Source organism: Amycolatopsis panacis (assembly GCF_003600245.1).
Taxonomy (GTDB): Bacteria; Actinomycetota; Actinomycetes; order Mycobacteriales; family Pseudonocardiaceae; genus Amycolatopsis; species Amycolatopsis sulphurea.
In genome coordinates, this window is the sequence record NZ_QZFV01000073.1 from 64112 (window position 1) to 85399 (window position 21288).

Here is a 21288-nt window from a genome sequence, read left to right on the forward strand (position 1 = left end):
CCGGAGAATGCTGGGCGGGGCGCGCCCGGGGAGACGGAGGGAGTCGGCCGGTAGCAAGGAGCGAGGGCTGCCCGGCTGGAATCGGAGTGGCTCTCCGCTGCGGGAGAGAGACGGAAGTGAGCATAAGGAACGCAAGCGGCTTCCGAAACGGCCCGCCGCCAAGCGAAATCGGCATGGGGTGGCCAGGCCGTCCAGGTGTGATCGGGCACCGGCAGCACCCGGACGGCCCGCCGCCCACGTCAGTCCGAAGTGGACTCCATCTCTGCCGAACCGGTCCGGTTGAGCAGGGAGTGGCGGCGGCTGTAAGCGAAGTAGACCACCATGCCGATGGCGAACCAGATGGCGAAGCGCAGCCAGGTTTCCGGCTGCAGGAACGTGATCAGCCAGAGGGAGAAGACGATTCCGATGATCGGGACGACCGGCATGCCGGGGGTGCGGAAGGTCCGCGGCAGGTCGGGGCGGCGGTAGCGCAGCACGATCACGGCGATACAGACGACCACGAAGGCCAGCAGGATGCCGATGTTGGTCAGTTCGGCGGCCTCGTTGATCGGCAGGACGCCGGCGATGACCGCGGACGCGATGCCGAGTACCCAGGTGATGCGGCTGGGGACCTTGCGCACGGAATGGGTCTTGGAGAACCACTTCGGCAACAGGCCGTCGCGGCTCATGGAGTAGCCGACGCGGGTCGCGCCGAGCATGAAGGTGAACAGCACGGTCAGGATGCCGATGATGGCGCCGACCGCGATGACTGCGCCCAGCCAGCCGAGGCCGACCTTGGCGAAAGCGTCGGAGAATGCTGCGTCGGGGTCGATGTCGGTGAATTTCACCATGCCGGTCAGGACGAGGCAGGCCAGCACATACAGCACCATGGAAATGGCGAGCGAATAGATGATAGCCTTCGGCATGTGCTTCTGTGAGTCTTGGGATTCCTCGGCGGCAGTGGACATCGCGTCATAACCAAAGACGGCGAAAAAGACCGTTGCCGCGCCGGTGAAAGCGCCGCCGACGCCGAATGGGAAGAAGTTGCTGTAATTGCCGGTCTTGATGTGGAAAGCGCCGACCACGACCACCAATACCACCAGTGCGACCTTCACATACACCAGCAGCGTCTCGAACCGTGCGGCGTTTTTCATGCCCTGGTTGAGGACGAACGCGATCAGCAGGCACAGCACGACGGCGAACAGGTTCACCTTGTACGAGCCGGAGGCCACACCCGCCGGTTCGGTACCCGGCGCCCCGGCCATCCACTGCGGTAGTGACACATGCAGGAAGCCCAGCAAATCGTTGAAATAGCCGGAGATTCCGATCGCCACCACGGAGACGATCGCGGTGTACTCCAGCAGCAGATCCCAGCCGATGAACCAGCCGACGATCTCACCCAGTACCGCGTAACCGTATGTGTAAGCCGAACCGGCCCGTGGGATGAGGCCGGCGAACTCCGCGTAGGAGAACGCCGCGGCGGCGCTGGCAATGCCCGCGATCAGGAACGAGATCAGCACGGCGGGCCCGGCGGTCTTGTTCGCCACCGCACCGGCCAGGGAGAAGATGCCCGCGCCGATGATGCCGCCGACGCCGATCGCGGTCAGCTGGCGTAATCCGAGGGTGCGCTGCAGGCCGCCGTCGGCGTTGCCTTCGATCTCGTCGATCGGTTTGCGCCGGAAGACCCCGGATCCGGTACCCAGGCTGCGCGGAGCGGACATCGACTCTCCTCAAGCGGTCGTCAACGAACTCAGGCTGCGCACCGTACTAGCTCCGTCGCCGAGAGTTCCGCTATTCGCGGATCGCTGCCCGACCGTGACGGATCCGATGTCCGTTCAGCCCGTCGCGGTGTCCGCCACTGCCGTTTCGGGCGAGAAGCCTGTGCCTCGTATCACTCCGGCGCTGAAGAACGACAGCAGCTCCGCGACTTCCGGCGGATCGTCCAGCTGCGGGCAGTGGCCCCAGTCCTCGCGCACGAGCAGCCTGCTGTGTGGGACCAGGGTGTGCAGCCGCTGTCCGGACGCCGAGGTGACCAGCTTGTCCTTGCCACAGGCCACAACCAGCAGCGGCACGCGCACCTCGTCGAGCCGGTAGGCGTCGCTCAGCTCCGCGACGAGCTGACGGGCCTGCTCCAGCCGGTGGGTGGTGGCCCGGTAGTCCGGGAACAGCGTGGTGAACCGGCGTACCTGGCCGGCGTCGGCTTGCCGGGAGTCGGCATAGAGGATCCGCGGCACGACCTGCTCGGCGACCGCGCGGACCAGGAAGCCGGGCACCGGGACCGGCAGCGACGAGTACAGGCGCAGCGGCAGCGGATTGCGCCCGACCGTGCGCACGAGCCACGAATCGACGAGACCGGGGGCGGCGATCGACACCACGCCGGCCACCGGCAGCCGCGAAGTCTGCGACGCACGCAGGCTGAGCGTGCCACCGAGTGAGTTCCCGGCCATGACCACCGGCCCCAGCACGGCCTGTTCCCGCACCACGGCGGCGGTGAACGCGTCGAACTGCGGCAGCATCGGCCCCGGGCGCAAGGGCTGGGCGTCCCCGAACCCGGGTAGATCGACGGCGACCGCGGCGATGCCCTCGGCGGCGAGTTCGTCGAGTACCGGACGCCACGTGTCGGCGCTGTCGCAATACCCGTGCAGCAGCACCAGCCGCGGGGCGCGGGGCTTGCCCTCCGGGTGGCGGCGGGTGCGCCGGGGCGCCTCGGCGACCGGCGGCCCGACTTCGAGCACCCGGGTCCGGACCCCGGCGAAGCGCCGGAACGACTCCCGGATCGGGTCCGGGTCACTGGGGTGCCGGCCGCCCCGGTCGGCGGGTGCGGGCCGCTGCGTCGCGGTCATGTTCTTCAGGTTAACTGTTCAAGGTCGAAAACCGGTCGAACTTCCGGGGTAACCATCGCATTGCGAAAGGCGGGGGTTGACGGCGCACCGGAGCCGGGGTACAAGCGGCGGCCCGGGTGCCCGCCGAGCGGGCCGACCCGGGCCGGAACCGGCCTGCTACCGGGTGAAGACGATCTTTCCGGCGGTCTCGCCCTCGGCCATCACGCGGAAGCCTTCGGCGGCCTCGGCGAGCGGCAGCAGGGTGCCGATCTGCGGTTTGATGCCCGTCAGGGCCAAATACCCGAGTAGATCGGCCAGTTCGTCGCGGGTGCCCATGGTCGAGCCGAGGACGCGCAGCTGGAGGAAGAACACCCGCTGCAGATCCGCGGATGGGTCCGGACCACTGGTCGAGCCGGACACCACGACCACGCCACCGGGCTTGAGCGACTTGAGCGTGTGCGCCCAGGTGGCCTTGCCGACTGTCTCGAACGCCGCGTCCACCCGTTCCGGCAGCCGCGCGCCGGATTCGAAGGTCTGGTGCGCGCCGACCTGCTCGGCCAGCGCCCGCTTCGCCTCGGAACGGCCGGTGACCCACACCCGGAAGCCGGCCGCCCGGCCGAGCGCGATCAACGCCGTCGAGACCCCGCCGGAGGCGCCCTGCACGAGCATCGTCTGGCCGGGCCGCAGGCCGGATTTCACGAACAGCATCCGGTACGCGGTGAGCCAGGCCGTGCCCATGGTCGCGGCCTCGGGGAAGCTCAACCCGGCCGGTTTGGGCACCACGTTGCGCGCGGGCACCACGATCTGGTCGGCGAAGGTGCCCTGGTACTTCTCGGTGAGCAGGGTGCGCTTCGGGTCGAGGGTGTCGTCGCCCTGCCAGCCCGGCGCGTTGATCACCGAGTGCAGTACGACCTCGGTGCCGTCGTCGAGCGTGCCGGCGCCGTCGCAGCCCAGGATCATCGGGAACTGCTCGGCCTTGATGCCGACGCCGCGCAGCGTCCACAGATCGTGCATGTTGAGGCTGGCGGCCTGCACGTGCACCCGGACCCAGCCTTCGGGCACCTCGGGTTCGGGCCGCTCGCCGACGACCAGAGAGTCGAGCGGGGACTCGGCGTTGGGTTCCTTCGCGTATACGGCGAACATGGCAGCAACGTACCGCCCCTCGCCGTGCTCCCGCAGCAGACGCGCGTAGGCTCACAGTCGTGCTGAACGGGCTGGCCAACTGGTGGGACGGGGTGGAGCTGTGGCTCGCCCAAGCCTGGTTCCCGGTGCAGTTCGTGCTGGTCATGGTCGTGGTCGTGCCGCTGTGCCTGCTGGCCGCGTGGGCCATCGACAAGCTGGTCGGGCGCTGCGGGCGCTGGCTCGGCACGGCCCGTGACGACGAGCGCCCCGACGGCTCCTAGGCTGGCGCACCATGGTCAACCGTAGGCGGATCACCGCCGCGCTCGTCGGTCTGCTCGTGCTCGTGCTCGGGGGCTGGCTGGTGAAGGAGGCGACCGGCGGGCCGGACGCGCCGCCCGGGAACGCCGCGTCGGCGGCGGTCGCCGGTGCCGCCGAGTCGAAGCTGCCGGTGAAACCGCTGTCCGCGCTGCCTTCGCAGGCCAAGGACACCTGGCGGCTGATCCATCAGGGTGGCCCGTATCCCTACCCCCGCAACGACGACGTCGTCTTCCAGAATCGCGAGAAGGTCTTGCCGAGCGAGAAAACCGGCTATTACCACGAGTACACGGTGAAAACCCCGGGCAGCCCGGATCGCGGGCCGCGGCGGCTGGTGACCGGGCAGGCCAAGGAGCTGTACTACACCGGTGACCACTACGCGTCGTTCGTCGTTGTGGACCCGAGCCGGTGAGCGCGGGCGAGGACGCGAAGGCGGTCGCGGACCAGGCTTTCGCTCGTGGCGCGTATCCGCACCTGGTCGACGGCGGCCGCACCCTGGACAAGGCGAGCACGCTGGACGCGATCGCCGCGGCGATGTCCTTCCCGGACTATTTCGGCCGCAACCTCGACGCGCTCTACGACATGCTCACCGACCTGTCCTGGCTCCCGCACGGCGAGCACGTGCTGATCTGGACCGGTTCGGAGGCGCTGCGCGGCGCCGAACCCAAGACCTACCTGGCGATCCGGAGCGTGCTCTCGGACGCCCAGCGGGCACTCGGACCCGGCGACGGCCGCATCGACGGCTGGCGGCTGACCGTGGTCCTCGCGGATTCCTGACGCCGGAAAGGCTGTGAAGGGTCCCTTCACGGACTCAGCGGCTGTGAAGGGACCCTTCACAGCCCTTCGGCGTCAGTCGGCGGGCACCCAGGAAGGTTTGCGCTTCTGGCCGAACGCCCGGATGCCCTCCTGGCCCTCCGCGCTCGCGAAGAACCCGGCGGACAGCTCGTTCATCGCCGCGAATCCTTCGGACGGGGTGGCCGGGCGCGGGCGGCTGAGCAGTTCCTTGGTGGCGGCCAGGGCCTTCGGCCCGCCGAGGCTGAGCGACTTGAGGTAGCCGGCCACCGTGACGTCCAGCTGTTCGGCCGGGACGCAGGCGTTGAGCAGGCCGATCTCCACCGCGCGGTGGGCGTCGAAGACCTCGCCGGTGAGGAACAGCTCGTGCGCGGCCCGGGCCTGCAGCCGGGGCAGCACGGTCAGCGAGATCAACGCCGGGACCACGCCGATGCGGACCTCGGAGAAGGCGAACGTGGCCTCGGGGACGGCGACCGCGATGTCGCAGGCGGCGACCATGCCGATGCCACCCGCACGAGCCGGTCCGGCCAGCCGGGCGACGACCGGTTTGGGGCTGCTCCAGAGCTGGTCGAGGATCTTCGGGAACTCGTTCACGCCCTGGTCGCCCGAGCCGGCCCCGCGCGCCTCCTTGAGATCCATTCCGGCACAGAAGACCGGTCCGGTGTGGGTCAGCTGCACGACCCGCACGGCGTCGTCGGTCCGGGCGCTCTCCAGTGCGGCGCTCAGTTCCCTGCGCAACTGCGCGGACAGCGCGTTGCGGTTGTGCGGGGAATCGAGCGTGATCGTGGCGATGCCGCCCGTGACCGTGTAGTGCACCAGTTCGTCAGCCATGACAACACTCTGGCACACCGCTGAGGACGGAGAAGCTGTGAAGGGTCCCTTCACGGACCCAGCGGCTGTGAAGGGTCCCTTCACAGCCTTGGTCCGGGTGGGTTAAGCGGGTTGCGCGGAACGCAGCAATCCGGCGACGGCGGCGGCGTAGCGGCCGATCACGACGTCGGCGACGCGCGGGTCGTCGGCCAGCGGGCCGGCCAGGAACACGCCGGGATCGGCCTCGCGCGCCTGCGCGGCGATCCGGTCGGGGAGCAGCCCGGGGGCGAGAAACCAGGAGGCCACGACGAGGTGCCGCACGCCGCGCTCGCGCAGGCGGGCGGCGGCGGCCGGGACATCGGGCTGGGCCGCGCTGGCGAACGCCTCGCTCACCGGGAGGCCGAGCCGTTGCTCCCACTGCCCGGCGAGCGCCGTGACCACTGCGTTCGCCTCCGGGTTCGACGAGCCGACCGCGGTGAGCAGGATCCCGGTGCCCTTGCGCCGGCGGGCCGGGGCGAGCCGGTCGAGTGCCACGGCCTGCAGCGTCGGGCCCGCTCCCAGCACTTCGGACACTTCGATGCGGAACCCGGGGCACTCCGCCCGCACTTCGTCGATCAACGCGGGCAGGTCGACCCGGGCATGGAACGCGCGGCCGAGCAGCAGCGGCACGACGACCGCACTTCGGTGCCCCTGCGCGTAGAGCCCGCGCAGCACGTCGGTCACCCGCGGTTCGGAAAGGTCCAAAAAGGACTCGTGGACCGTGACCCCCGGGGCCTGCGCGCGCACGACATCGGCGAGTGCCCGCACGGTCGCCGCCGAGCGGGGATCACGACTGCCGTGCGCGACGGCCACCAGGGAAGGGGTCACGAGAACCGCTCACCCACCAGCCCGGCGGCGAGGGTGTCGCCGTCCTTCGGGTCGATCACGAGGAACGCGCCGGTACGCGGGCTGGTGCCGTAGTCGTCCACCGGCAGCGGTTCGGCCAACTGAAGGGTCACGCTGCCGATGTCGTTGAGCTCCAGGCTTTCCGGAGCGTCCACCCGGGACAGCTTCTGCTCGTCGAACCGGGCGTGCAACTCGCCGGCCAGCCCCTGCACGGTCCGGGTGCCATGCTTGACGAGTACGCGCGCATCGGGCTTGAGCGGCTTCGCGGACAGCCAGCACAACGTGCCGGTGATCTCGTCGGTGACCTCCGGTGGCGAGTCCGCGGCCGCGATGAGGTCGCCGCGGCTGATGTCGATGTCATCGGCGAGCAGCAGGGTCACGGAGGTGCCCGCGCCGGCTTCCGCGAGCGGCCCGTCCGCGGTGTCGATCCGCTCGACCCGGCTGCGGATTCCTTGTGGCAGCACGACGATCTCGTCGCCAGGACGCACGGTGCCCGCGGCGATCTGGCCGGCGTACCCGCGGTAGTCCGGATGCTCTTCGGTGCGCGGGCGGATCACGTACTGCACCGGGAATCGCAACGCCGAGTCGTGCGGATCCGGCGCCACCGGCACGGTTTCGAGGTGTTCCAGCAGCGACGGGCCGTCGTACCACGGGGTCTGCTCCGATCGCGTGGCGACGTTGTCGCCCCGCAGCGCGGAAACCGGGATGGCGATCACGGAGGCCGCCTCGTAGCCGAGGGATTCGGCGTGCGCGGTGAACTCCTTGGCGATCACGGTGAACGCGGTCTCGTCGTAGCCGACGAGGTCGATCTTGTTCACCGCCAGCACCAGCCGCGGCACGCCGAGCAGCGCGAGCACCGCGGCGTGCCGTCGGGTCTGTTCGACGACGCCGTTGCGCGCGTCCACCAGCAGTACGGCCAGCTGTGCGGTGGACGCGCCGGTCACCGTGTTGCGGGTGTACTGCACGTGCCCGGGGGTGTCGGCGAGCACGAAGGATCGCTTGGGCGTGGCGAAGTAGCGGTAGGCCACGTCGATGGTGATGCCCTGCTCGCGTTCCGAGCGCAGCCCGTCGACCAGCAGCGAGAGGTCCGGGGTGGACAGTCCTTTGTCGACACTGGCCCGGGTGACCGCGTCGAGCTGGTCGGCGAGCACGGATTTGGTGTCGTAGAGCAGGCGTCCGACGAGGGTGGATTTCCCGTCGTCGACGCTGCCCGCGGTGGCCAGTCTGAGCAGGCTCGACATCAGAAGTAGCCCTCCCGTTTGCGGTCTTCCATGGCGGCCTCGGACATCCGGTCGTCGGCGCGGGTGGCCCCGCGTTCGGTGAGCCGGGAGGCGGACACCTCGGCGATCACCTCGTCGACGGTGATCGCGGTCGATTCCACGGCGCCCGTACAGGAACCGTCGCCGACGGTCCGGTAGCGCACCGATTTCGTCCTCACGGTCTCGTCCGGTCGAGGCCCACCCCAGGGCCCCTCGGTGAGCCACATGCCGTCGCGCCGGTACACCGGGCGCTGGTGGGCATAGTAGATCGAGGGCAGTTCGACCTCTTCGCGGGCGATGTAGTGCCAGACGTCGGCCTCGGTCCAGTTGGACAGCGGGAACACCCGGACCTGTTCGCCGGGGCGGTGCCGTCCGTTGTAGAGGTTCCACAGCTCTGGCCGCTGCCTGCGCGGCTCCCACTGGCCAAATGCGTTGCGGAGGCTGAAGATGCGTTCCTTGGCCCGCGCGCGTTCCTCGTCCCGGCGGCCGCCACCGAACACCGCGTCGAACTTGTTCTCCGCGATGGTCTCCAGCAGCGGGGTGGTCTGCAGCGGGTTGCGCAGCCCGTCCGCGCGTTCCTCCAGCCTGCCGTCGTCGATCCAGTCCTGGACCTTCGCCACGACCAGGCGCAGGCCGTACTTCTCGACCACGTGATCGCGGAAGTCCAGCACCTCGGCGAAGTTGTGCCCGGTGTCCACGTGCAGCAACGGGAACGGCACCGGCGCGGGCCAGAAGGCCTTGATCGCCAGGTGCAGCATCAGCGTCGAGTCCTTGCCGCCGGAGAACAGGATCACCGGGCGGTCGAACTCGCCTGCCACCTCGCGGAAGATGTGGATGGCTTCGGACTCCAGTGCGGCCAGGTTGTCCGTGGCGGCGTCGGCTGCCGGTTCGAGTGTCATGCGTCCTTCCTCAGCCGTGCAGTCCGCATTCGGTCTTCGCCTGTCCGGCCCAGCGGCCACTGCGCGGGTCGGCGCCGGCCTCGACCTTCGCTGTGCACGGGGCGCAGCCGATGGAGGGGTAGCCCGCGGACACCAGCGGGTTCTCCAGGATCCCGTGGTCGCGGATGTAGCCGTTGAACTCCTCGTCGCTCCACGCCGCGATCGGGTTGATCTTCACCAGGCCGTTGCGCTCGTCCCAGGTGACGATCGGGGTGTTCGCGCGGGTCGGCGCGTCGACCCGGCGTACGCCGGTGACCCAGGCCGAGTACCGCGCCAGCGTGCTGCGCAGCGGGACCACCTTGCGCAGGAAGCAGCACTGGGTCGGGTCGCGGTCGTGCAGCTTCGCGCCGTACTCGGCGTCCTGTTCGGCGACGCTCTGTTCGGCCTGCGCGTTCACGATCTGCACGGCGGGATAGACCGTCTGCACCGCGTTGCGGGTGCCGATGGTCTCCGGGAAGTGGTAGCCGGTCTCCAGGAACAGCACGTCCACGTCCGGCTTGACCTTGGCAGCCAGGTCGATCAGCACCGCGTCCTGCATGTTCGACGCGACGATGAAGTCGTCGCCGAAGGTCTCCGCGGTCCAGCGCAGCGCTTCCCCGGCGGTGGCCGAGGCCAGTTCTTTCTCGGCCCGTTCGGCCAACGTCCGGTAGTCCGCGGTGGCGGTCATCGGTGCGCCTCCTGAGGTAGGGACAGTCCGTGGAACTTCACCGAGAACCTCCGGCGGCAGGCGCCGCACAGCCACCCGCCCGCCTCTTCGGGACGCAGGTCCTCGTCGCCGCAGAACGGGCAGTAGTAGGGCACCGCCCGTTCGCTGGCGGTCACTGCAGCACGCTCTCTTCGGCCCGGACGACCCACTGGGCGAAGCGTTCCCCGGGCTCGCGGCCGGCGAGGTAGGCGCGGGCCAGCCGCTCGACGTAGCCGGTCAGCTCGTCCGCGATGACCTTGTGGCCACGCAGTTTCCGGCCGAATCCGGCGTCCAGGCCGAGCCCGCCGCCCAGGTGCACCTGGAACCCTTCGACCTGGCGGCCGTCGGCGTCGGTGACGATCTGGCCCTTGAGCCCGATGTCCGCGGTCTGCACCCGGGCACAGGAGTTGGGGCAGCCGTTGAGGTGCACGGTGATCGGCACTTCGAGCCGGGCGTTGACGTCGGCGAGCGACTTCTCCAGGTCCGCCACGAGCTGCCGTGCGCGGGCCTTGGTCTCGACGATCGCCAGCTTGCAGAACTCCAGCCCGGTGCATGCCATCACGCTGCGCCGCCACGGCGACGGGTCGGCCTGCAGGCCCTGCTCGGCGAGGTCGGCCTTGAGCCGGTCCACCTTCTCGGCGGGCACGTCGAGCACGATCAGCTTCTGCAGCGGGGTGAGCGCTACCCGGCCGGATCCGGCGCGTTCGGCCGCGTCCGCGACGGCCACCAGAGTGCTGCCGGAGACCCGGCCGGCGACCGGCGCGGCGCCGACGTAGAACCGGCCGTCCTTCTGCCGGTGCACGCCGACGTGGTCGATCGGGGCGGGCGGGTCGGCCGGGGCCGGGCCGTCGATCAGCTTCCGCTTGAGGTACTCCGTTTCCAGGACTTCGCGGAACTTCGCCGCGCCCCAGTCCTTGACCAGGAACTTCAGCCGCGCCCGCGAACGGAGCCTGCGGTACCCGTAATCCCGGAAGATCGAGACCACGCCTTCCCACACGTCCGGTACCTCGGCCAGCGGGATCCACGCCCCGAGCCGCTGCGCGAGCATCGGGTTGGTGGACAGCCCGCCGCCGACCCACAGGTCGAGGCCGGGGCCGTGCTCGGGGTGCACGACGCCGACGAAGGACACGTCGTTGACCTCGTGCACGACGTCGGGCAGGCCGGAGATCGCGGTCTTGAACTTGCGCGGCAGGTTCGCGTACTTCGGGTCGCCGATGTAGCGGCGGCGGATCTCGGCGAGCGCCTCGGAGGCGTCGAGCACCTCGTCCGCGGCGATCCCGGCGACTGGTGAGCCGAGCATCCCGCGCGGGCTGTCGCCGCAGGCCTCCAACGTGGTCAGGCCGGCCGCTTCGAGCCGGGACCAGATCGTGGGCACGTCCTCGATCCGGATCCAGTGGTACTGGATGTTCTGCCGGTCGGTGATGTCCGCGGTGTCGCGCGCGTGCTCCTGGGACAGCTCGCCGAGCAGCCGCAGCTGCGCGGTGGTGAGCCCGCCGCCGTCGGTGCGGACGCGCATCATCAGGTAGCGGTCGTCCAGCTCCTCCGGCTCCAGCGCCCCGGTCCGGCCGCCGTCGATGCCTGGGCGGCGCTGGGTGTAGAGGCCGAACCAGCGGAACCGGCCGCGCAGGTCACCGGGGTCGATCGAGTCGAAGCCCTGCCGGGAGTAGATGTTCTCGATCCGCGCGCGGGCGTTGAGCGGGTGGTCGTCCTTCTTCGCGCGTTCGTTCGGGTTCAGCGGCTCGCGGTAGCCGAGCGCCCACTGGCCTTCGCCGCGCTTCTGCCGGGCGCGGCCCTTCCCGGGCGTGTCGCGCGTGGGTGCGGCCATGGAGGTCCTCCGGGCGGGGTGTGGTGGTGGCACCGGCCGTTCGTGGCGGTGCGGGGCACGGCCGTGCGCGGCACTGCGCCGCCGGTGGCCTGGTCGGGACGGGAGTCAGCGGACGTGACGGCAGAGCGCGCTCGCGACCCGGAGCAGGTCGACGTGGCGGCGCGCCACGAGAAGGACACCGGCAGGACTCACCGGTCCAGACTGCCACGTGGACAGAAGGTGGTCCACGGTGTCCGGATGGTGGGAGCAGGCTTGCGCACCACCTCCGGAGCCCCTCCAGCCAGGCATTTCCCCGCGCACGGCCGGGTCTGTTCCGGTCCGGGCCACTCCGCCGGGTCGTTCGGTGGCCGAACTTTTCACCCGTCGCGGGTCCGTGAAGGGTCCCTTCACGGACTTGTCGTCCGTGAAGGGACCCTTCACAGACGCCCGGCCGGGGACCGGGGTGCGAGCGGGACCGGGGACAATGGGGTCGTGCCTGTTCCCGACGTCAGCAGTCCGCCTGCCGGGCTGCCCGAGAGTGCGCTGGCGGGGCTCGGTACCCGGCCCTTCGGCGTGTACGTGCATGTGCCGTTCTGCGCCACCCGCTGCGGCTACTGCGACTTCAACACCTACACCACCGGTGAGCTGGGTACTGCCGCCTCGCCGCGGTCGTGGCTGGACGCGTTGCGCCGCGAACTGGAGCTAGGGGCTGAGGTGCTCGGCAGGCCGCCGCAGGCGGAGACTGTGTTCGTCGGGGGCGGCACGCCGTCGTTGCTGGGGGCCGACGGGCTGGCCGAGGTACTCGAGGGGGTGCGGTCGGCGTTCGGGCTGGCGCCGGATGCCGAGGTGACGACGGAGTCGAATCCCGAATCCACCTCGCCGGAGTTCTTCGCTGGGCTCCGGGCCGCCGGGTACACCCGGGTGTCGCTCGGTATGCAATCTGCGGCGCGGCACGTGCTCCAGGTGCTGGACCGCGTGCACACGCCGGGGAGGCCGGTCGAGGCCGCGCGGGAGGCACGTGCCGCCGGGTTCGAGCACGTGAACCTCGATGTGATCTATGGCACCCCAGGCGAGCGCACAGGTGATCTGCAGGCCTCACTCGACGCGGTGCTCTCCGCCGGGGTCGACCACGTCTCGGCGTACGCGCTGATTGTCGAAGAGGGCACTGCGCTCGCCCGCCGCGTACGCCGTGGTGAGCTGCCCGCGCCGGACGACGACGTGCTGGCCGCGGACTACGAGCTGATCGATTCGGTGCTTTCCGCGGCCGGGCTGACCTGGTACGAGGTGTCGAACTGGTGCACCGGCGAAGCCGCGCGGTGCCGGCACAACCTCGGTTACTGGCGCGGCGGTGACTGGTGGGGCGCCGGTCCCGGTGCGCACAGCCACGTTGGCGGGGTGCGCTGGTGGAACGTGAAGCATCCGGCGAAGTACGCCGGGTTGCTCGCCGAAGGCCGCAGCCCGGAGGCGGACCGCGAGGTGCTCACCGACACCGATCGCCACCTGGAGCGGATCATGCTCGAACTGCGTATCGCCGAAGGACTTCCGCTGTCCGCATTGGACGCCGAAGGGGCCGTGCAGGCCAGGGCCGCAGCCGCCGAGGGACTGCTCGATCAGTCCGCTTTGGACGGTCAGGGCCGGGCGGTGCTGACCGCTCCCGGGCGGCTGCTCGCGGATGGCGTGGTGCGCCGCCTGGCTGGATGACTTTGCGTCGCCGGGCATAATCTCGGCCGATTCTTCGTTGGTCGAAGTACACGAACGAGGGAGACGCGTATGCCGCAGGCGGTCAGGTACAGCGAACACGGCGGGGTCGACGTGCTGCGCGTGGCGGATGTGCCCCGCCCGGCACCCGATGCCGGGCAGGTGCTCGTAGCCGTCCGCGCGGCCGGGATCAACCCGGGGGAGACGGGGATTCGCGAAGGCCGGTATGCGCGGAAGTGGCCGTCGACATTTCCGTCCGGACAGGGCAGTGATCTCGCCGGGGTGGTCGCCGAGCTGGGTGCGGGAGTGTCCGATTGGGCCGTCGGCGACGAGGTGATCGGCTTCGTCAACAACCGTTCCAGCCACGCGGAGTACGTCCTGGTCGACGCCGGCGACCTGATCCCGAAGCCGAGCGGGGTGTCCTGGGAAGTCGCGGGCGGTCTCTTCGTCGCGGGAACGACCGCGTACGCGTCAGTGCGCGCGACGTGCCCTCTTGACGGAGACACTGTCGTCGTCTCGGGCGCTGCTGGCGGAGTCGGTTCGCTGACGGTGCAGTTGGTGAAGCTCACTGGCGCCACCGTCGTCGGCATTGCCAGCGAAGCAAACCACGAGTGGCTTCGCGAGTACGGCGTGGTCCCAGTGGCGTACGGCGACGGTCTCGAAGAGCGGCTGCGCGAAGTCACCGAGGGCAAGGTCGACGCGTTCATCGACACGTACGGCGGCGGGTACGTCGAGCTGGCGCTTCGCCTGGGCGTGTACCCGGGCCGGATCAACACAGTGATCGACTTCGCCGCTGCGGAGAAGTATCGGGTGAAGGCCGAAGGCAACGCGAGCGCCGCAGATACCGAGGTGTTGCGAGATCTGGCCGCGCTGGCAGACAAGGGCCTGCTGGACGTACCGATCGCTGCCGCCTACCCGCTGACGCAGGTGCAGGACGCCTACCGCGAGCTGGAGCGCAGGCACACGCGCGGCAAGATCGTGCTCAAGCCCTGACCAGAGCGCGCAGCCCGGCCACGAAGGCCTCCAGCGCGAACTCCAACCGGTCCCTGCTCGTGCCGGCGTTGAAGAACTGCCCGATCTGCAACAGGTTCGGGAAAGCGCCCACGGGCAGACTGCATGTACTCGGACATCTGACGGCTTCGTTCGGCGACGTACTCGCCGAGCGTCCAGCTGCTCGCTTCGCATGCGTACGTGCTGAGCGCGTCGCTCGCGAACGCTGCTTGCTTCAGGTCCAGTCCTCCGGCGCGTAGCAGCGCGAGCATCGCTTCGCGTTGACGCAGCGAGTTGGGCGTGACCGGCACTGGCGTGTTCCACGCGACCGTCGCGATGCCGGGATAGGCCATCATCGCGGCGATCTGAAGCCCCACCTGCTCCTTGATCCGGTCGTCCCACCGCTTCCAGAACACCCGGGTGACCGATCCGGCGGGGGCTGGGCAGAACAGGTGATCGGCGCGTACGGTGGGTGGAGATTAGGCAAGCCTTACTGAATGGTGGTGTCCGATGGCCGAAGCTCCGGCACGCAAGGGGAGGCCGGCCGTGCGGCTCGAAGTCCTGCGCACGGAAAAGCTCACGCCGCACATGATCCGCATCGTCGCCGGGGGCGCGGGGCTGGCCGATTTCCGGCCGAACGAGTTCACCGACGCGTACGTGAAGGTGATCTTCAAGGTGCCCGGCGTCGATTACCCGGAGCCGTTCGACCTGCAGCGGATCCGCGAGGAGCTGCCACGGGAGCACGCCCCGCGGCTGCGCACGTACACGGTTCGTTCCTACGACGCGACGGCAGGCGAGCTGGTGCTCGATTTCGTGGTGCACGGCGACGAAGGCCTCGCCGGTCCGTGGGCGCAGCGGGCGCGGCCCGGTGACGAGCTGCTGCTGGCCGGTCCAGGAGGGGCGTACGCGCCGAGCCCGGAAGCAGGCTGGCACCTGCTGGTCGGTGACGAGTCGGCGTTGCCCGCGATCGCCGCGGCTGTGGAAGCGCTGCCTGCGGGAGCGGCGGCGCAGGTGTTCGTTCTTGTCGAAGATGCGACGGAGGAACAGCCGCTGGTCACGAAGGCCGAGGCGCAGATGACCTGGCTGCACCGGTCCGCGGGCGCGGATCTGGTCTCCGCGGTGAAGGCGGCGCCGTGGCGAGGCGGCGAGGTGCAGGCTTTCGTTCACGGTGAAGCCGGGTTCGTGCGGGAATTGCGGCGGTACCTGTTCGACGAGCGCGGTGTCGCACGGGATGCGGTGTCGCTGTCCGGATACTGGCGCGAGGGTAAGGACGACGAGGCCTGGCGAGCGGAAAAGGCAGCGGAGCGCAGGGTGATCGAATCGGCGTAAGGTCGCCGTCACGACCGAGGTGGAAGTAACGGTCGATCCCGCGGGGGCGGGTTTCGACGAGACGCGGCTCCAGCGGATCGATCGGCACTTCGCCCGGTATGTCGATGATGGGTTGCTCCCCGGTTTCCTTGCCGCGGTGAGCAGGCACGGGCAGATCGTGCACGTGGCCTCGGCCGGGAAGCGCGACGTCGAAGCGGGTGCCCTGGTCGAGACGGACACGCTCTGGTGAATCTTCTCCATGACGAAGCAGGTCACTTCGGTGGCCGCGATGACCTTCGTGGAGGAGGGCCGGATCGACCTCACCGACCCGATCTCCCGATGGCTGCCGGATTTCGCCGAACCGCGGGTCTATGTCAAGGGACCCGCGCTCGCCCCGGTCACCGAGCCCGCCACCGAGCCGATCCGGTTGTGGCACCTGCTGACGCACACCGCGGGCCTGACCTACGGATTCCGCTCCACGCACCCGGCCGACGCGAGGTATCGGGCGGCCGGCTTCCTGGTCTCCACCGCGGCCGACTACCACCGGTTCAAGCAGATGCTGCTGCGGCACGGGGAACTCGACGGGGTGCGGATACTCGCGCCGCGCATGGTCGACCTGATGACGGCCAACCACCCGCCCGGGCATGTGGACCTCGAAGCCTACGGGCGCCCGCTGCTGGCCGAGATGCCCTTCGACGGCTGCGGTTTCGGCCTCTGCTTCTCCGACCGCGTTCTGGGTCGACCCGGACGAAGACCTCACGGTGGCCTTCTACACCCAGCTGCTGCCTTCCGGCACGTATCCGATCCGCCAGAGCTGCGGCAGCTGGTGTACCAGGCGCTTGTGGACTGAGCGCCGTTCAAGCCGTGAGCTTGGGCAGTACTCGTTCTCCGTATGCGGAAAGGGTTTCCTCCCGTTCGTCGTGCATCAGGTACAACGCGAACTGATCGACGCCCAGCTCCGCGAGTTCCTGCAGGCGCGCGACGTGCGCCGCCGGCGGGCCGAGCAGGCAGAAGCGGTCGACGATCTTGTCCGGGACGAAGCCGGTGGACGGGTTTCCGGCGCGGCCGTGGTGGGCGTAGTCGTACCCCTCCCGGTCGCGGATGTAGTCGGTGAGTTCGCGGGGGACTGCGCTGTTCTCGCCGTAGCGGGCGACCAGGTCGGCGACGTGGTTGCCGACCATCCCGCCGAACCAGCGGAGCTGTTCGCGCTGATGCGGCAGGTCTTCGCCGACATAGGCGGGCGCCGCGACGCAGATGGTGATCCCGGCCGGATCGCGGCCCGCGGCGCGCGCGGCGGCACGGACCGCGCCGATCGTCCATCGGGCGATGGCCGGGTCGGCGCATTGCAGGATGAAGCCGTCGGCGTGCTCGCCCACGGTCTTGAGCGCTCGCGGGCCGTAGCCGGCCATCCACATCTCCAGCCGTCCACCGCGTATCCAGGGGATACGAACGACGGTGTCGCCCATCGTGACTTCGCGGCCCTCGGCCAGGTCTTTCACCGTCCGCATGCAGTCGCGCACGGTGGCCAAAGTGGACGGTGGTTTCCCGACGACCCGGTGTGCCGAATCGCCCCGGCCGATCCCGCACACCGTGCGATTGCCGTACATGTCGTTGAGGGTGGCGAAGGTGGACGCCATCACCGACCAGTCCCGCGTGCCGGGGCTGGTCACCATCGGACCCACCATCAGCGACGAGGTCTCCGCCAGGATCCGCGTGTAGATCACGAACGGTTCCTGCCACAGCACGGCCGAGTCGAACGTCCATCCGTAGCGGAATCCTTGCTCTTCCGCGGCTTTCATCAGCCGGACGACCTCGCCGGCGGGCGGGTCGGTCTGCAACACTATCCCGAAATCCATGGCGCGTCCCTCAATTCAGGTACTGGTTGAGATCGCGGGAGAGGAACCTGCCGTGTCCGGCGGACCCGGTGTACCCGCTGGGAGAGACGACGACCCGGCCGCGTGACAGTACTGTGTGGACTTTCCCGGTCAGCTCGAAGCCTTCGTACGCCGAGTAATCCACGTTCATGTGGTGCGTCGCCGCGGAGAGAGTCTGGGTCGCCGACGGATCGTAGATCACGATGTCCGCGTCCGAACCGGCGGCGATCACGCCCTTGCGCGGGTACAGGCCGAACATCCGCGCGGGCGTAGCCGAGCAGGTCTCGACCCATCTGCCCAGCGATATCTCACCGGCTACCACGCCCTGGTGCAGCAGGTCCATCCGATGCTCGACGCCGGGGATGCCGTTGGGAATGGCGCGGAAATCGTCCCGGCCCAGTTCCTTCTGGTCCTTGAAGCAGAACGGGCAGTGGTCGGTGGACACCACGGACAGGTCGTTCGAGCGCAGCCCACGCCAGAGGTTGCCCTGGTGGGATTTCTCCCGCAACGGTGGCGACGCGACGTACTTGGCGCCTTCGAAACCCGGTTTCGCCAAGTCCTCAATGGACAGATACAGGTACTGCGGGCAGGTTTCGGCGAACACGTTCTGTCCGTCGTCGCGTGCTTCCGCCACCGCGGCAAGGGCTTGCGCGGCCGAAAGGTGCACAATGTAGAGCGGTGCCCCGGTCACCTGCGCGAGCCGGATCGCCCGCGACGTCGCCTCGGCTTCCAGCTCCGGCGGCCGGGTCAGCCCGTGCTGCACCGGCTCGACGCGACCGGTGGCGAACGCTTGCGCGGCCAGCTGATCGATCGCGATGCCGTTCTCCGCGTGCATCATGACCGTCGCGCCGATCTCGCGCGCCTGCTGCATGGCCAGCAGGATTTCCCCGTCCGTGGAGTAGAACACACCGGGGTAGGCCATGAACATCTTGAAGCTGCCTACGCCCGCGTCCACGCAGGCGTGCATTTCCTTCAGCGTCGAATCGTTGACGTCCGACATGATCATGTGGAAGCCGTAGTCGATCGCGCAGTTGCCGTCCGCCTTGGCGTGCCACTTGTCCAATGTGGACTGCAACGAGGTGCCCTTGGCCTGGACCGCGAAGTCGATGATCGTGGTGGTGCCGCCCCAGGCCGCGGCGGTGGTGCCGGTCTCGAAGGTGTCTGCCGATCGGGTGCCGCCGAAGGGCATTTCCATGTGCGTGTGCGCGTCGATACCGCCGGGCAGCAGGTACTTCCCGGCTGCGTCGATGCTTTCGGTACCGGTGAGCGTGCCAGGGGCGCCCACCGCGGCGATCGTCTCGCCGTCCACCAGCACGTCGGCGGCGACTGAGCCGGCGGGCGAGACGACCTGGCCGCCATGGATCAGCGTACTCATCAGGCCTCCGTCAGCGATCCGTAGCTGTCCGGGCGGCGATCGCGATAGAACGCCCACAGATCGCGCACCTCGGCGAGCCGGTCCATGTCCAGATCGCGCACCACGATCTCCTCCTCGGAGTCCGAGGCCGCGTCGCCGACCAGCTGGCCACGCGGGTCCGCGAAATACGACTGCCCGTAGAAGTCGTTGTCTCCCAGCGGTTCCACGCCGACCCGGTTGATCGTGCCCACGTAGTATTCGTTCGCCACCGCGGCCGCGGGCTGCTCCAGCCGCCACAGGTACTCCGACAGCCCCCGGCTGGTCGCGGACGGATTGAACACGATCTGTGCACCGGCCAGCCCGAGCGCGCGCCAGCCCTCCGGGAAGTGCCGCTCGTAGCAGATGTACACGCCGATCCGGCCGACCGCGGTGTCGAACACCGGGTAGCCGAGGTTGCCGGGCCGGAAGTAGAACTTCTCCCAGAAGCCCTTGACCTGAGGAATGTGGTTTTTGCGGTGCATGCCGAGGTACTTGCCGTCCGCGTCGATCACCGCCGCGGTGTTGTAGTAGACGCCCGGCTGCTCCTGCTCGTACATCGGCACCACGAGCACCACGCCGTGCCGCTCGGCGACCTCCTGCATCAGCTTCGTGGTCGGGCCGTCCGGGATCGCCTCGGTGTAGGAGTAGTAGTCGGCGTCCTGCACCTGGCAGAAATACGGGCCGTAGAACAGTTCTTGCAGGCAGATCACCTGCGCGCCCTGCGAAGCCGCCGTGCCGATCGCCTCGACCGCGTTGGCGATCATCGACTCCTTGTCACCCGTCCAGCGCTGCTGGATCAATCCGGCTCGGACCAGGTTGCTCACGGTTCTCCTCCTTCGTCTTGGGCAGGCTGAGCAGCAGGTAGCCGGCGAACGCGCCGGCCAGGCCGACCACCCAGTTGTAGTCGTAGAGCGGTTTCAGGAACGGAATCAGCCCTTCGGCAGGGAATGGGCCGCCGTAAGCGCCGCCGACGGCCAGCACCGCGCCGAGGACCGTGGCCACCACGGCCCGCCAGTGCCAGCCCGCGGTGAACCAGTAGGCGCCGCCCGGCAGATACAGGTCGGCGACTTTCAGCCGGGTGCGGTTGACCACCCAGTACCCCGCCACCAGCACTCCGGCGACCGCGCCCAGCACGCCGCCGTAGAAGCCGAGCCAGGCGTAGATGTAGATGTCCGGATCGGAGTACAGCCGCCACGGCTGGATCAGGATCCCGATCACCCCGGTGATCAGGCCGCCGAATGCGAAGGTGATCCGCTTCGGGAAGGCGTTGGAGAAGTCGTAGGACGGGCTGACCACGTTGGCCGCCAGATTCGCCGAGACGGTGGCCAGCACCAGCGCGATCAGCGCGACCACCACCACGACCGGGCTGTCGAACCGGTCCGCGAGTTGCGCCGGGTCCCAGATGTCCTGCCCGTAGAGCACGTGCCCGCCCGACGTGGTCAGGATGGCGACGATCGCGATGAACGTCATCGTGGTCGGCAGTCCGAGGATCTGCCCGCGCATCTGCTTGCGCTGGCTGCCGCCGAAGCGGGTGAAGTCCGGCATGTTCAGCGAAAGCGTGGACCAGAACGCGATCATCGCCATCAGCGACGGCGCGAACACCTGCCAGAATTCCGTGCCCCAGCCGAGCTTGCCGCCGTCGTGCAGAATCGGGCCGAACCCGCCCGCCTTCACCAGCACGTAGCCCAGCAGGATCAGGAACCCGACCGAAACCAGCGGCGCGGTCCAGTTCTCGAACCGGCGGACCGCCTCCATGCCGCGCCAGATGATCAGCATCTGGCCCAGCCAGAACACCGCGAACGACAGCCACAGCGTCCAGTGCTGCCCGGCGATGATCACCGAATCCCGCCAGCCCGAGCCGGCCAGCCTGCCGACGATCACGTAGATCGCCTCGCCGCCGACCCAGGTCTGGATGCCGAACCAGCCGCAGGCGATGAACGCACGCAGCAGTGCCGCGAGATTGGCGCCGCGCAGCCCGTAGAAGGCACGCGCGAACACCGGGAACGGGATGCCGTATTTGGTGCCGGCGTGGCTGTTGAGCAGCATCGGGGCGAGCACGATCAGATTGCCGATGGTGATCGTGAGCAGCGCCTGCAGCCAGTTCATGCCGAGCGCGATGAGGGAGGCGGCGAGTGCGTAGCTGGGGATGTTGTGCGCCATGCCCATCCACAGCGCGAAGTAGTTGTAGGTGCTCCAGGTGCGTTTGTCCGGCGGGACCGGGGCCAGCTCGTCGTTGTAGAACCGGCTGCCGCGCAGCTCCGGGTCGCTCGGCTCCTCGTGGCCGCGGATGATCGGTTCCATTGCGGAATGGTGCGCGCCGCGCGGGTGCACTGGGCAGAGGCAGACTGTTCAAGGTTGATCTGCCCTTGGCGCAGTCTGTCGATTGCGGCCGGGCCACCCGCGGTGCATGATATGCGTCACACCTCGCCTGGATCGCCGCCAGCCCAAGGCTGTGAAGGGCACCTTCACGGACCTCAAGGCCAGGGTGTCGGCAAAGTTGGTCGGGGACCCGGCAGTGGGCGATGCGGAGGTGTGTGCGACCACCTCGTAGCGTGCGCCGGACCGGTTTCGGGTCTGTGAAGGGACCCTTCACAGACTCAGAGTCCGTGAAGGG

The 21288-nt window shown here is 69.1% G+C and carries 22 protein-coding genes and 2 pseudogenes; 7 read left to right on the plus strand and 17 right to left on the minus strand.

Annotated elements, in window-relative coordinates; genetic code table 11:
* Positions 1-239: 239 nt before the first annotated feature.
* From D5S19_RS11735 to D5S19_RS11745, 3 genes are all read right to left on the minus strand, one after another.
* Entirely contained in the window at positions 240-1700 is a 1461-nt protein-coding gene (locus D5S19_RS11735; RefSeq protein WP_120023383.1) for an amino acid permease, read from the minus strand.
* 114 nt (positions 1701-1814) lie between these two features.
* Positions 1815-2822, minus strand: coding sequence for an alpha/beta fold hydrolase (locus D5S19_RS11740; RefSeq protein WP_120023384.1), 1008 nt, complete (start codon positions 2820-2822; stop codon positions 1815-1817).
* A 156-nt stretch (positions 2823-2978) separates the two neighbouring features.
* A complete protein-coding gene (locus D5S19_RS11745) occupies positions 2979-3944 on the minus strand; it encodes a zinc-binding dehydrogenase (RefSeq protein WP_120023385.1) in 966 nt (321 codons plus the stop codon).
* Between the two features lie 59 nt (positions 3945-4003).
* Here D5S19_RS11745 and D5S19_RS11750 point away from each other — a divergent pair, with 59 nt between their 5' ends.
* Genes D5S19_RS11750 through D5S19_RS11760 form a run of 3 tightly spaced genes read left to right on the plus strand, consistent with a single transcriptional unit; the run spans position 4004 to position 5015 of the window.
* Positions 4004-4204: a hypothetical protein gene (locus D5S19_RS11750; RefSeq protein WP_098514109.1), complete on the plus strand. Its 201-nt coding sequence runs from the start codon at positions 4004-4006 to the stop codon at positions 4202-4204.
* Positions 4205-4215: 11 nt separating this feature from the next.
* Positions 4216-4650, plus strand: a complete 435-nt coding sequence (locus tag D5S19_RS11755) for a ribonuclease domain-containing protein (protein WP_120023386.1) — start codon at positions 4216-4218, stop codon at positions 4648-4650.
* A complete protein-coding gene (locus D5S19_RS11760; protein ID WP_120023387.1) occupies positions 4647-5015 on the plus strand; it encodes a barstar family protein in 369 nt (122 codons plus the stop codon). The genes D5S19_RS11755 and D5S19_RS11760 overlap by 4 nt, the downstream gene beginning before the upstream one ends.
* Positions 5016-5087: 72 nt before the next feature.
* Here the strand turns inward: D5S19_RS11760 and D5S19_RS11765 are convergent, their stop codons facing one another.
* The 8 genes from D5S19_RS11765 to D5S19_RS34125 form a co-directional block, all read right to left on the minus strand.
* Positions 5088-5861 carry an enoyl-CoA hydratase-related protein gene (locus D5S19_RS11765; RefSeq protein ID WP_120023388.1) on the minus strand — a complete coding sequence of 258 codons (774 nt, stop codon included), beginning with the start codon at positions 5859-5861 and terminating at the stop codon, positions 5088-5090.
* Between the two features lie 102 nt (positions 5862-5963).
* On the minus strand, positions 5964-6707 hold the full coding sequence (locus D5S19_RS11770) for a sirohydrochlorin chelatase (protein WP_120023389.1): 744 nt from the start codon (positions 6705-6707) through the stop codon (positions 5964-5966).
* Positions 6704-7966, minus strand: a complete 1263-nt coding sequence (locus D5S19_RS11775) for a sulfate adenylyltransferase subunit 1 (protein WP_120023390.1) — start codon at positions 7964-7966, stop codon at positions 6704-6706. Before D5S19_RS11775 ends, D5S19_RS11770 begins: the two co-directional genes overlap by 4 nt.
* On the minus strand, positions 7966-8883 hold the full coding sequence (cysD, locus tag D5S19_RS11780; RefSeq protein ID WP_120023391.1) for a sulfate adenylyltransferase subunit CysD: 918 nt from the start codon (positions 8881-8883) through the stop codon (positions 7966-7968). The genes D5S19_RS11775 and cysD overlap by 1 nt, the downstream gene beginning before the upstream one ends.
* Before the next feature lie 10 nt (positions 8884-8893).
* Entirely contained in the window at positions 8894-9589 is a 696-nt protein-coding gene (locus D5S19_RS11785) for a phosphoadenylyl-sulfate reductase (RefSeq protein ID WP_120023392.1), read from the minus strand.
* Positions 9586-9744: an eL43 family ribosomal protein gene (locus tag D5S19_RS11790; protein ID WP_120023393.1), complete on the minus strand. Its 159-nt coding sequence runs from the start codon at positions 9742-9744 to the stop codon at positions 9586-9588. Before D5S19_RS11790 ends, D5S19_RS11785 begins: the two co-directional genes overlap by 4 nt.
* A complete protein-coding gene (locus tag D5S19_RS11795; protein WP_120023394.1) occupies positions 9741-11432 on the minus strand; it encodes a nitrite/sulfite reductase in 1692 nt (563 codons plus the stop codon). The genes D5S19_RS11790 and D5S19_RS11795 overlap by 4 nt, the downstream gene beginning before the upstream one ends.
* A gap of 105 nt (positions 11433-11537) precedes the next feature.
* Positions 11538-11996, minus strand: coding sequence for a putative leader peptide (locus tag D5S19_RS34125; RefSeq protein ID WP_407641747.1), 459 nt, complete (start codon positions 11994-11996; stop codon positions 11538-11540).
* Here D5S19_RS34125 and hemW point away from each other — a divergent pair.
* Together hemW and D5S19_RS11810 are read left to right on the plus strand one after the other, a co-directional pair.
* Positions 11904-13112: a radical SAM family heme chaperone HemW gene (hemW, locus tag D5S19_RS11805; RefSeq protein ID WP_120023395.1), complete on the plus strand. Its 1209-nt coding sequence runs from the start codon at positions 11904-11906 to the stop codon at positions 13110-13112. The genes D5S19_RS34125 and hemW overlap by 93 nt on opposite strands.
* Positions 13113-13181: 69 nt before the next feature.
* Positions 13182-14102 carry an NADP-dependent oxidoreductase gene (locus D5S19_RS11810; RefSeq protein WP_120023396.1) on the plus strand — a complete coding sequence of 307 codons (921 nt, stop codon included), beginning with the start codon at positions 13182-13184 and terminating at the stop codon, positions 14100-14102.
* On the opposite strand, the gene D5S19_RS33550 is transcribed toward D5S19_RS11810, so the two are convergent.
* Complete coding sequence (locus tag D5S19_RS33550; RefSeq protein WP_267901099.1) at positions 14092-14214, minus strand: hypothetical protein; 123 nt, start codon at positions 14212-14214, stop codon at positions 14092-14094. The two genes, D5S19_RS11810 and D5S19_RS33550, sit on opposite strands and share 11 nt — an antisense overlap.
* A gap of 73 nt (positions 14215-14287) precedes the next feature.
* Positions 14288-14455, minus strand: a pseudogene (locus D5S19_RS33065) (TetR/AcrR family transcriptional regulator); the annotation flags it as partial.
* A 154-nt stretch (positions 14456-14609) separates the two neighbouring features.
* Between D5S19_RS33065 and D5S19_RS11820 the strand changes: the two are divergent.
* Together D5S19_RS11820 and D5S19_RS11825 are read left to right on the plus strand one after the other, a co-directional pair.
* Positions 14610-15428, plus strand: a complete 819-nt coding sequence (locus D5S19_RS11820; RefSeq protein ID WP_120023397.1) for a siderophore-interacting protein — start codon at positions 14610-14612, stop codon at positions 15426-15428.
* A gap of 19 nt (positions 15429-15447) precedes the next feature.
* Positions 15448-16257 (plus strand): annotated as a pseudogene (locus tag D5S19_RS11825) (serine hydrolase domain-containing protein).
* Between the two features lie 7 nt (positions 16258-16264).
* On the opposite strand, the gene D5S19_RS11830 reads toward D5S19_RS11825, so the two are convergent.
* The 4 genes from D5S19_RS11830 to D5S19_RS11845 are packed head-to-tail and all read right to left on the minus strand — an operon-like array spanning position 16265 to position 20975.
* The gene (locus D5S19_RS11830; RefSeq protein ID WP_120023398.1) at positions 16265-17263 is read right to left on the minus strand and encodes a TIGR03842 family LLM class F420-dependent oxidoreductase; all 999 of its coding nucleotides are present in this window, start codon (positions 17261-17263) and stop codon (positions 16265-16267) included.
* Between the two features lie 10 nt (positions 17264-17273).
* Positions 17274-18656, minus strand: a complete 1383-nt coding sequence (hydA, locus tag D5S19_RS11835) for a dihydropyrimidinase (RefSeq protein ID WP_120023399.1) — start codon at positions 18654-18656, stop codon at positions 17274-17276.
* On the minus strand, positions 18656-19498 hold the full coding sequence (locus D5S19_RS11840; protein ID WP_120023400.1) for a nitrilase-related carbon-nitrogen hydrolase: 843 nt from the start codon (positions 19496-19498) through the stop codon (positions 18656-18658). The genes hydA and D5S19_RS11840 overlap by 1 nt, the downstream gene beginning before the upstream one ends.
* Entirely contained in the window at positions 19449-20975 is a 1527-nt protein-coding gene (locus tag D5S19_RS11845; RefSeq protein ID WP_120023401.1) for an NCS1 family nucleobase:cation symporter-1, read from the minus strand. Before D5S19_RS11845 ends, D5S19_RS11840 begins: the two co-directional genes overlap by 50 nt.
* Between the last annotated feature and the right edge of the window lie 313 nt (positions 20976-21288).

Coding starts and splice junctions, on each gene's coding strand:
- D5S19_RS11735 (WP_120023383.1), bottom strand. CDS start 1,700: ATGTCCGCTCCGCGCAGCCTGGGTACCGGATCCGGGGTCTTCCGGCGC.
- D5S19_RS11740 (WP_120023384.1), bottom strand. CDS start 2,822: ATGACCGCGACGCAGCGGCCCGCACCCGCCGACCGGGGCGGCCGGCAC.
- D5S19_RS11745 (WP_120023385.1), bottom strand. CDS start 3,944: ATGTTCGCCGTATACGCGAAGGAACCCAACGCCGAGTCCCCGCTCGAC.
- D5S19_RS11755 (WP_120023386.1), top strand. CDS start 4,216: ATGGTCAACCGTAGGCGGATCACCGCCGCGCTCGTCGGTCTGCTCGTG.
- D5S19_RS11765 (WP_120023388.1), bottom strand. CDS start 5,861: ATGGCTGACGAACTGGTGCACTACACGGTCACGGGCGGCATCGCCACG.
- D5S19_RS11775 (WP_120023390.1), bottom strand. CDS start 7,966: ATGTCGAGCCTGCTCAGACTGGCCACCGCGGGCAGCGTCGACGACGGG.
- cysD (WP_120023391.1), bottom strand. CDS start 8,883: ATGACACTCGAACCGGCAGCCGACGCCGCCACGGACAACCTGGCCGCA.
- D5S19_RS11785 (WP_120023392.1), bottom strand. CDS start 9,589: ATGACCGCCACCGCGGACTACCGGACGTTGGCCGAACGGGCCGAGAAA.
- D5S19_RS11795 (WP_120023394.1), bottom strand. CDS start 11,432: ATGGCCGCACCCACGCGCGACACGCCCGGGAAGGGCCGCGCCCGGCAG.
- D5S19_RS34125 (WP_407641747.1), bottom strand. CDS start 11,996: ATGCACGTACACGCCGAAGGGCCGGGTACCGAGCCCCGCCAGCGCACT.
- D5S19_RS11810 (WP_120023396.1), top strand. CDS start 13,182: ATGCCGCAGGCGGTCAGGTACAGCGAACACGGCGGGGTCGACGTGCTG.
- D5S19_RS11820 (WP_120023397.1), top strand. CDS start 14,610: ATGGCCGAAGCTCCGGCACGCAAGGGGAGGCCGGCCGTGCGGCTCGAA.
- D5S19_RS11830 (WP_120023398.1), bottom strand. CDS start 17,263: ATGGATTTCGGGATAGTGTTGCAGACCGACCCGCCCGCCGGCGAGGTC.
- hydA (WP_120023399.1), bottom strand. CDS start 18,656: ATGAGTACGCTGATCCATGGCGGCCAGGTCGTCTCGCCCGCCGGCTCA.
- D5S19_RS11845 (WP_120023401.1), bottom strand. CDS start 20,975: ATGGAACCGATCATCCGCGGCCACGAGGAGCCGAGCGACCCGGAGCTG.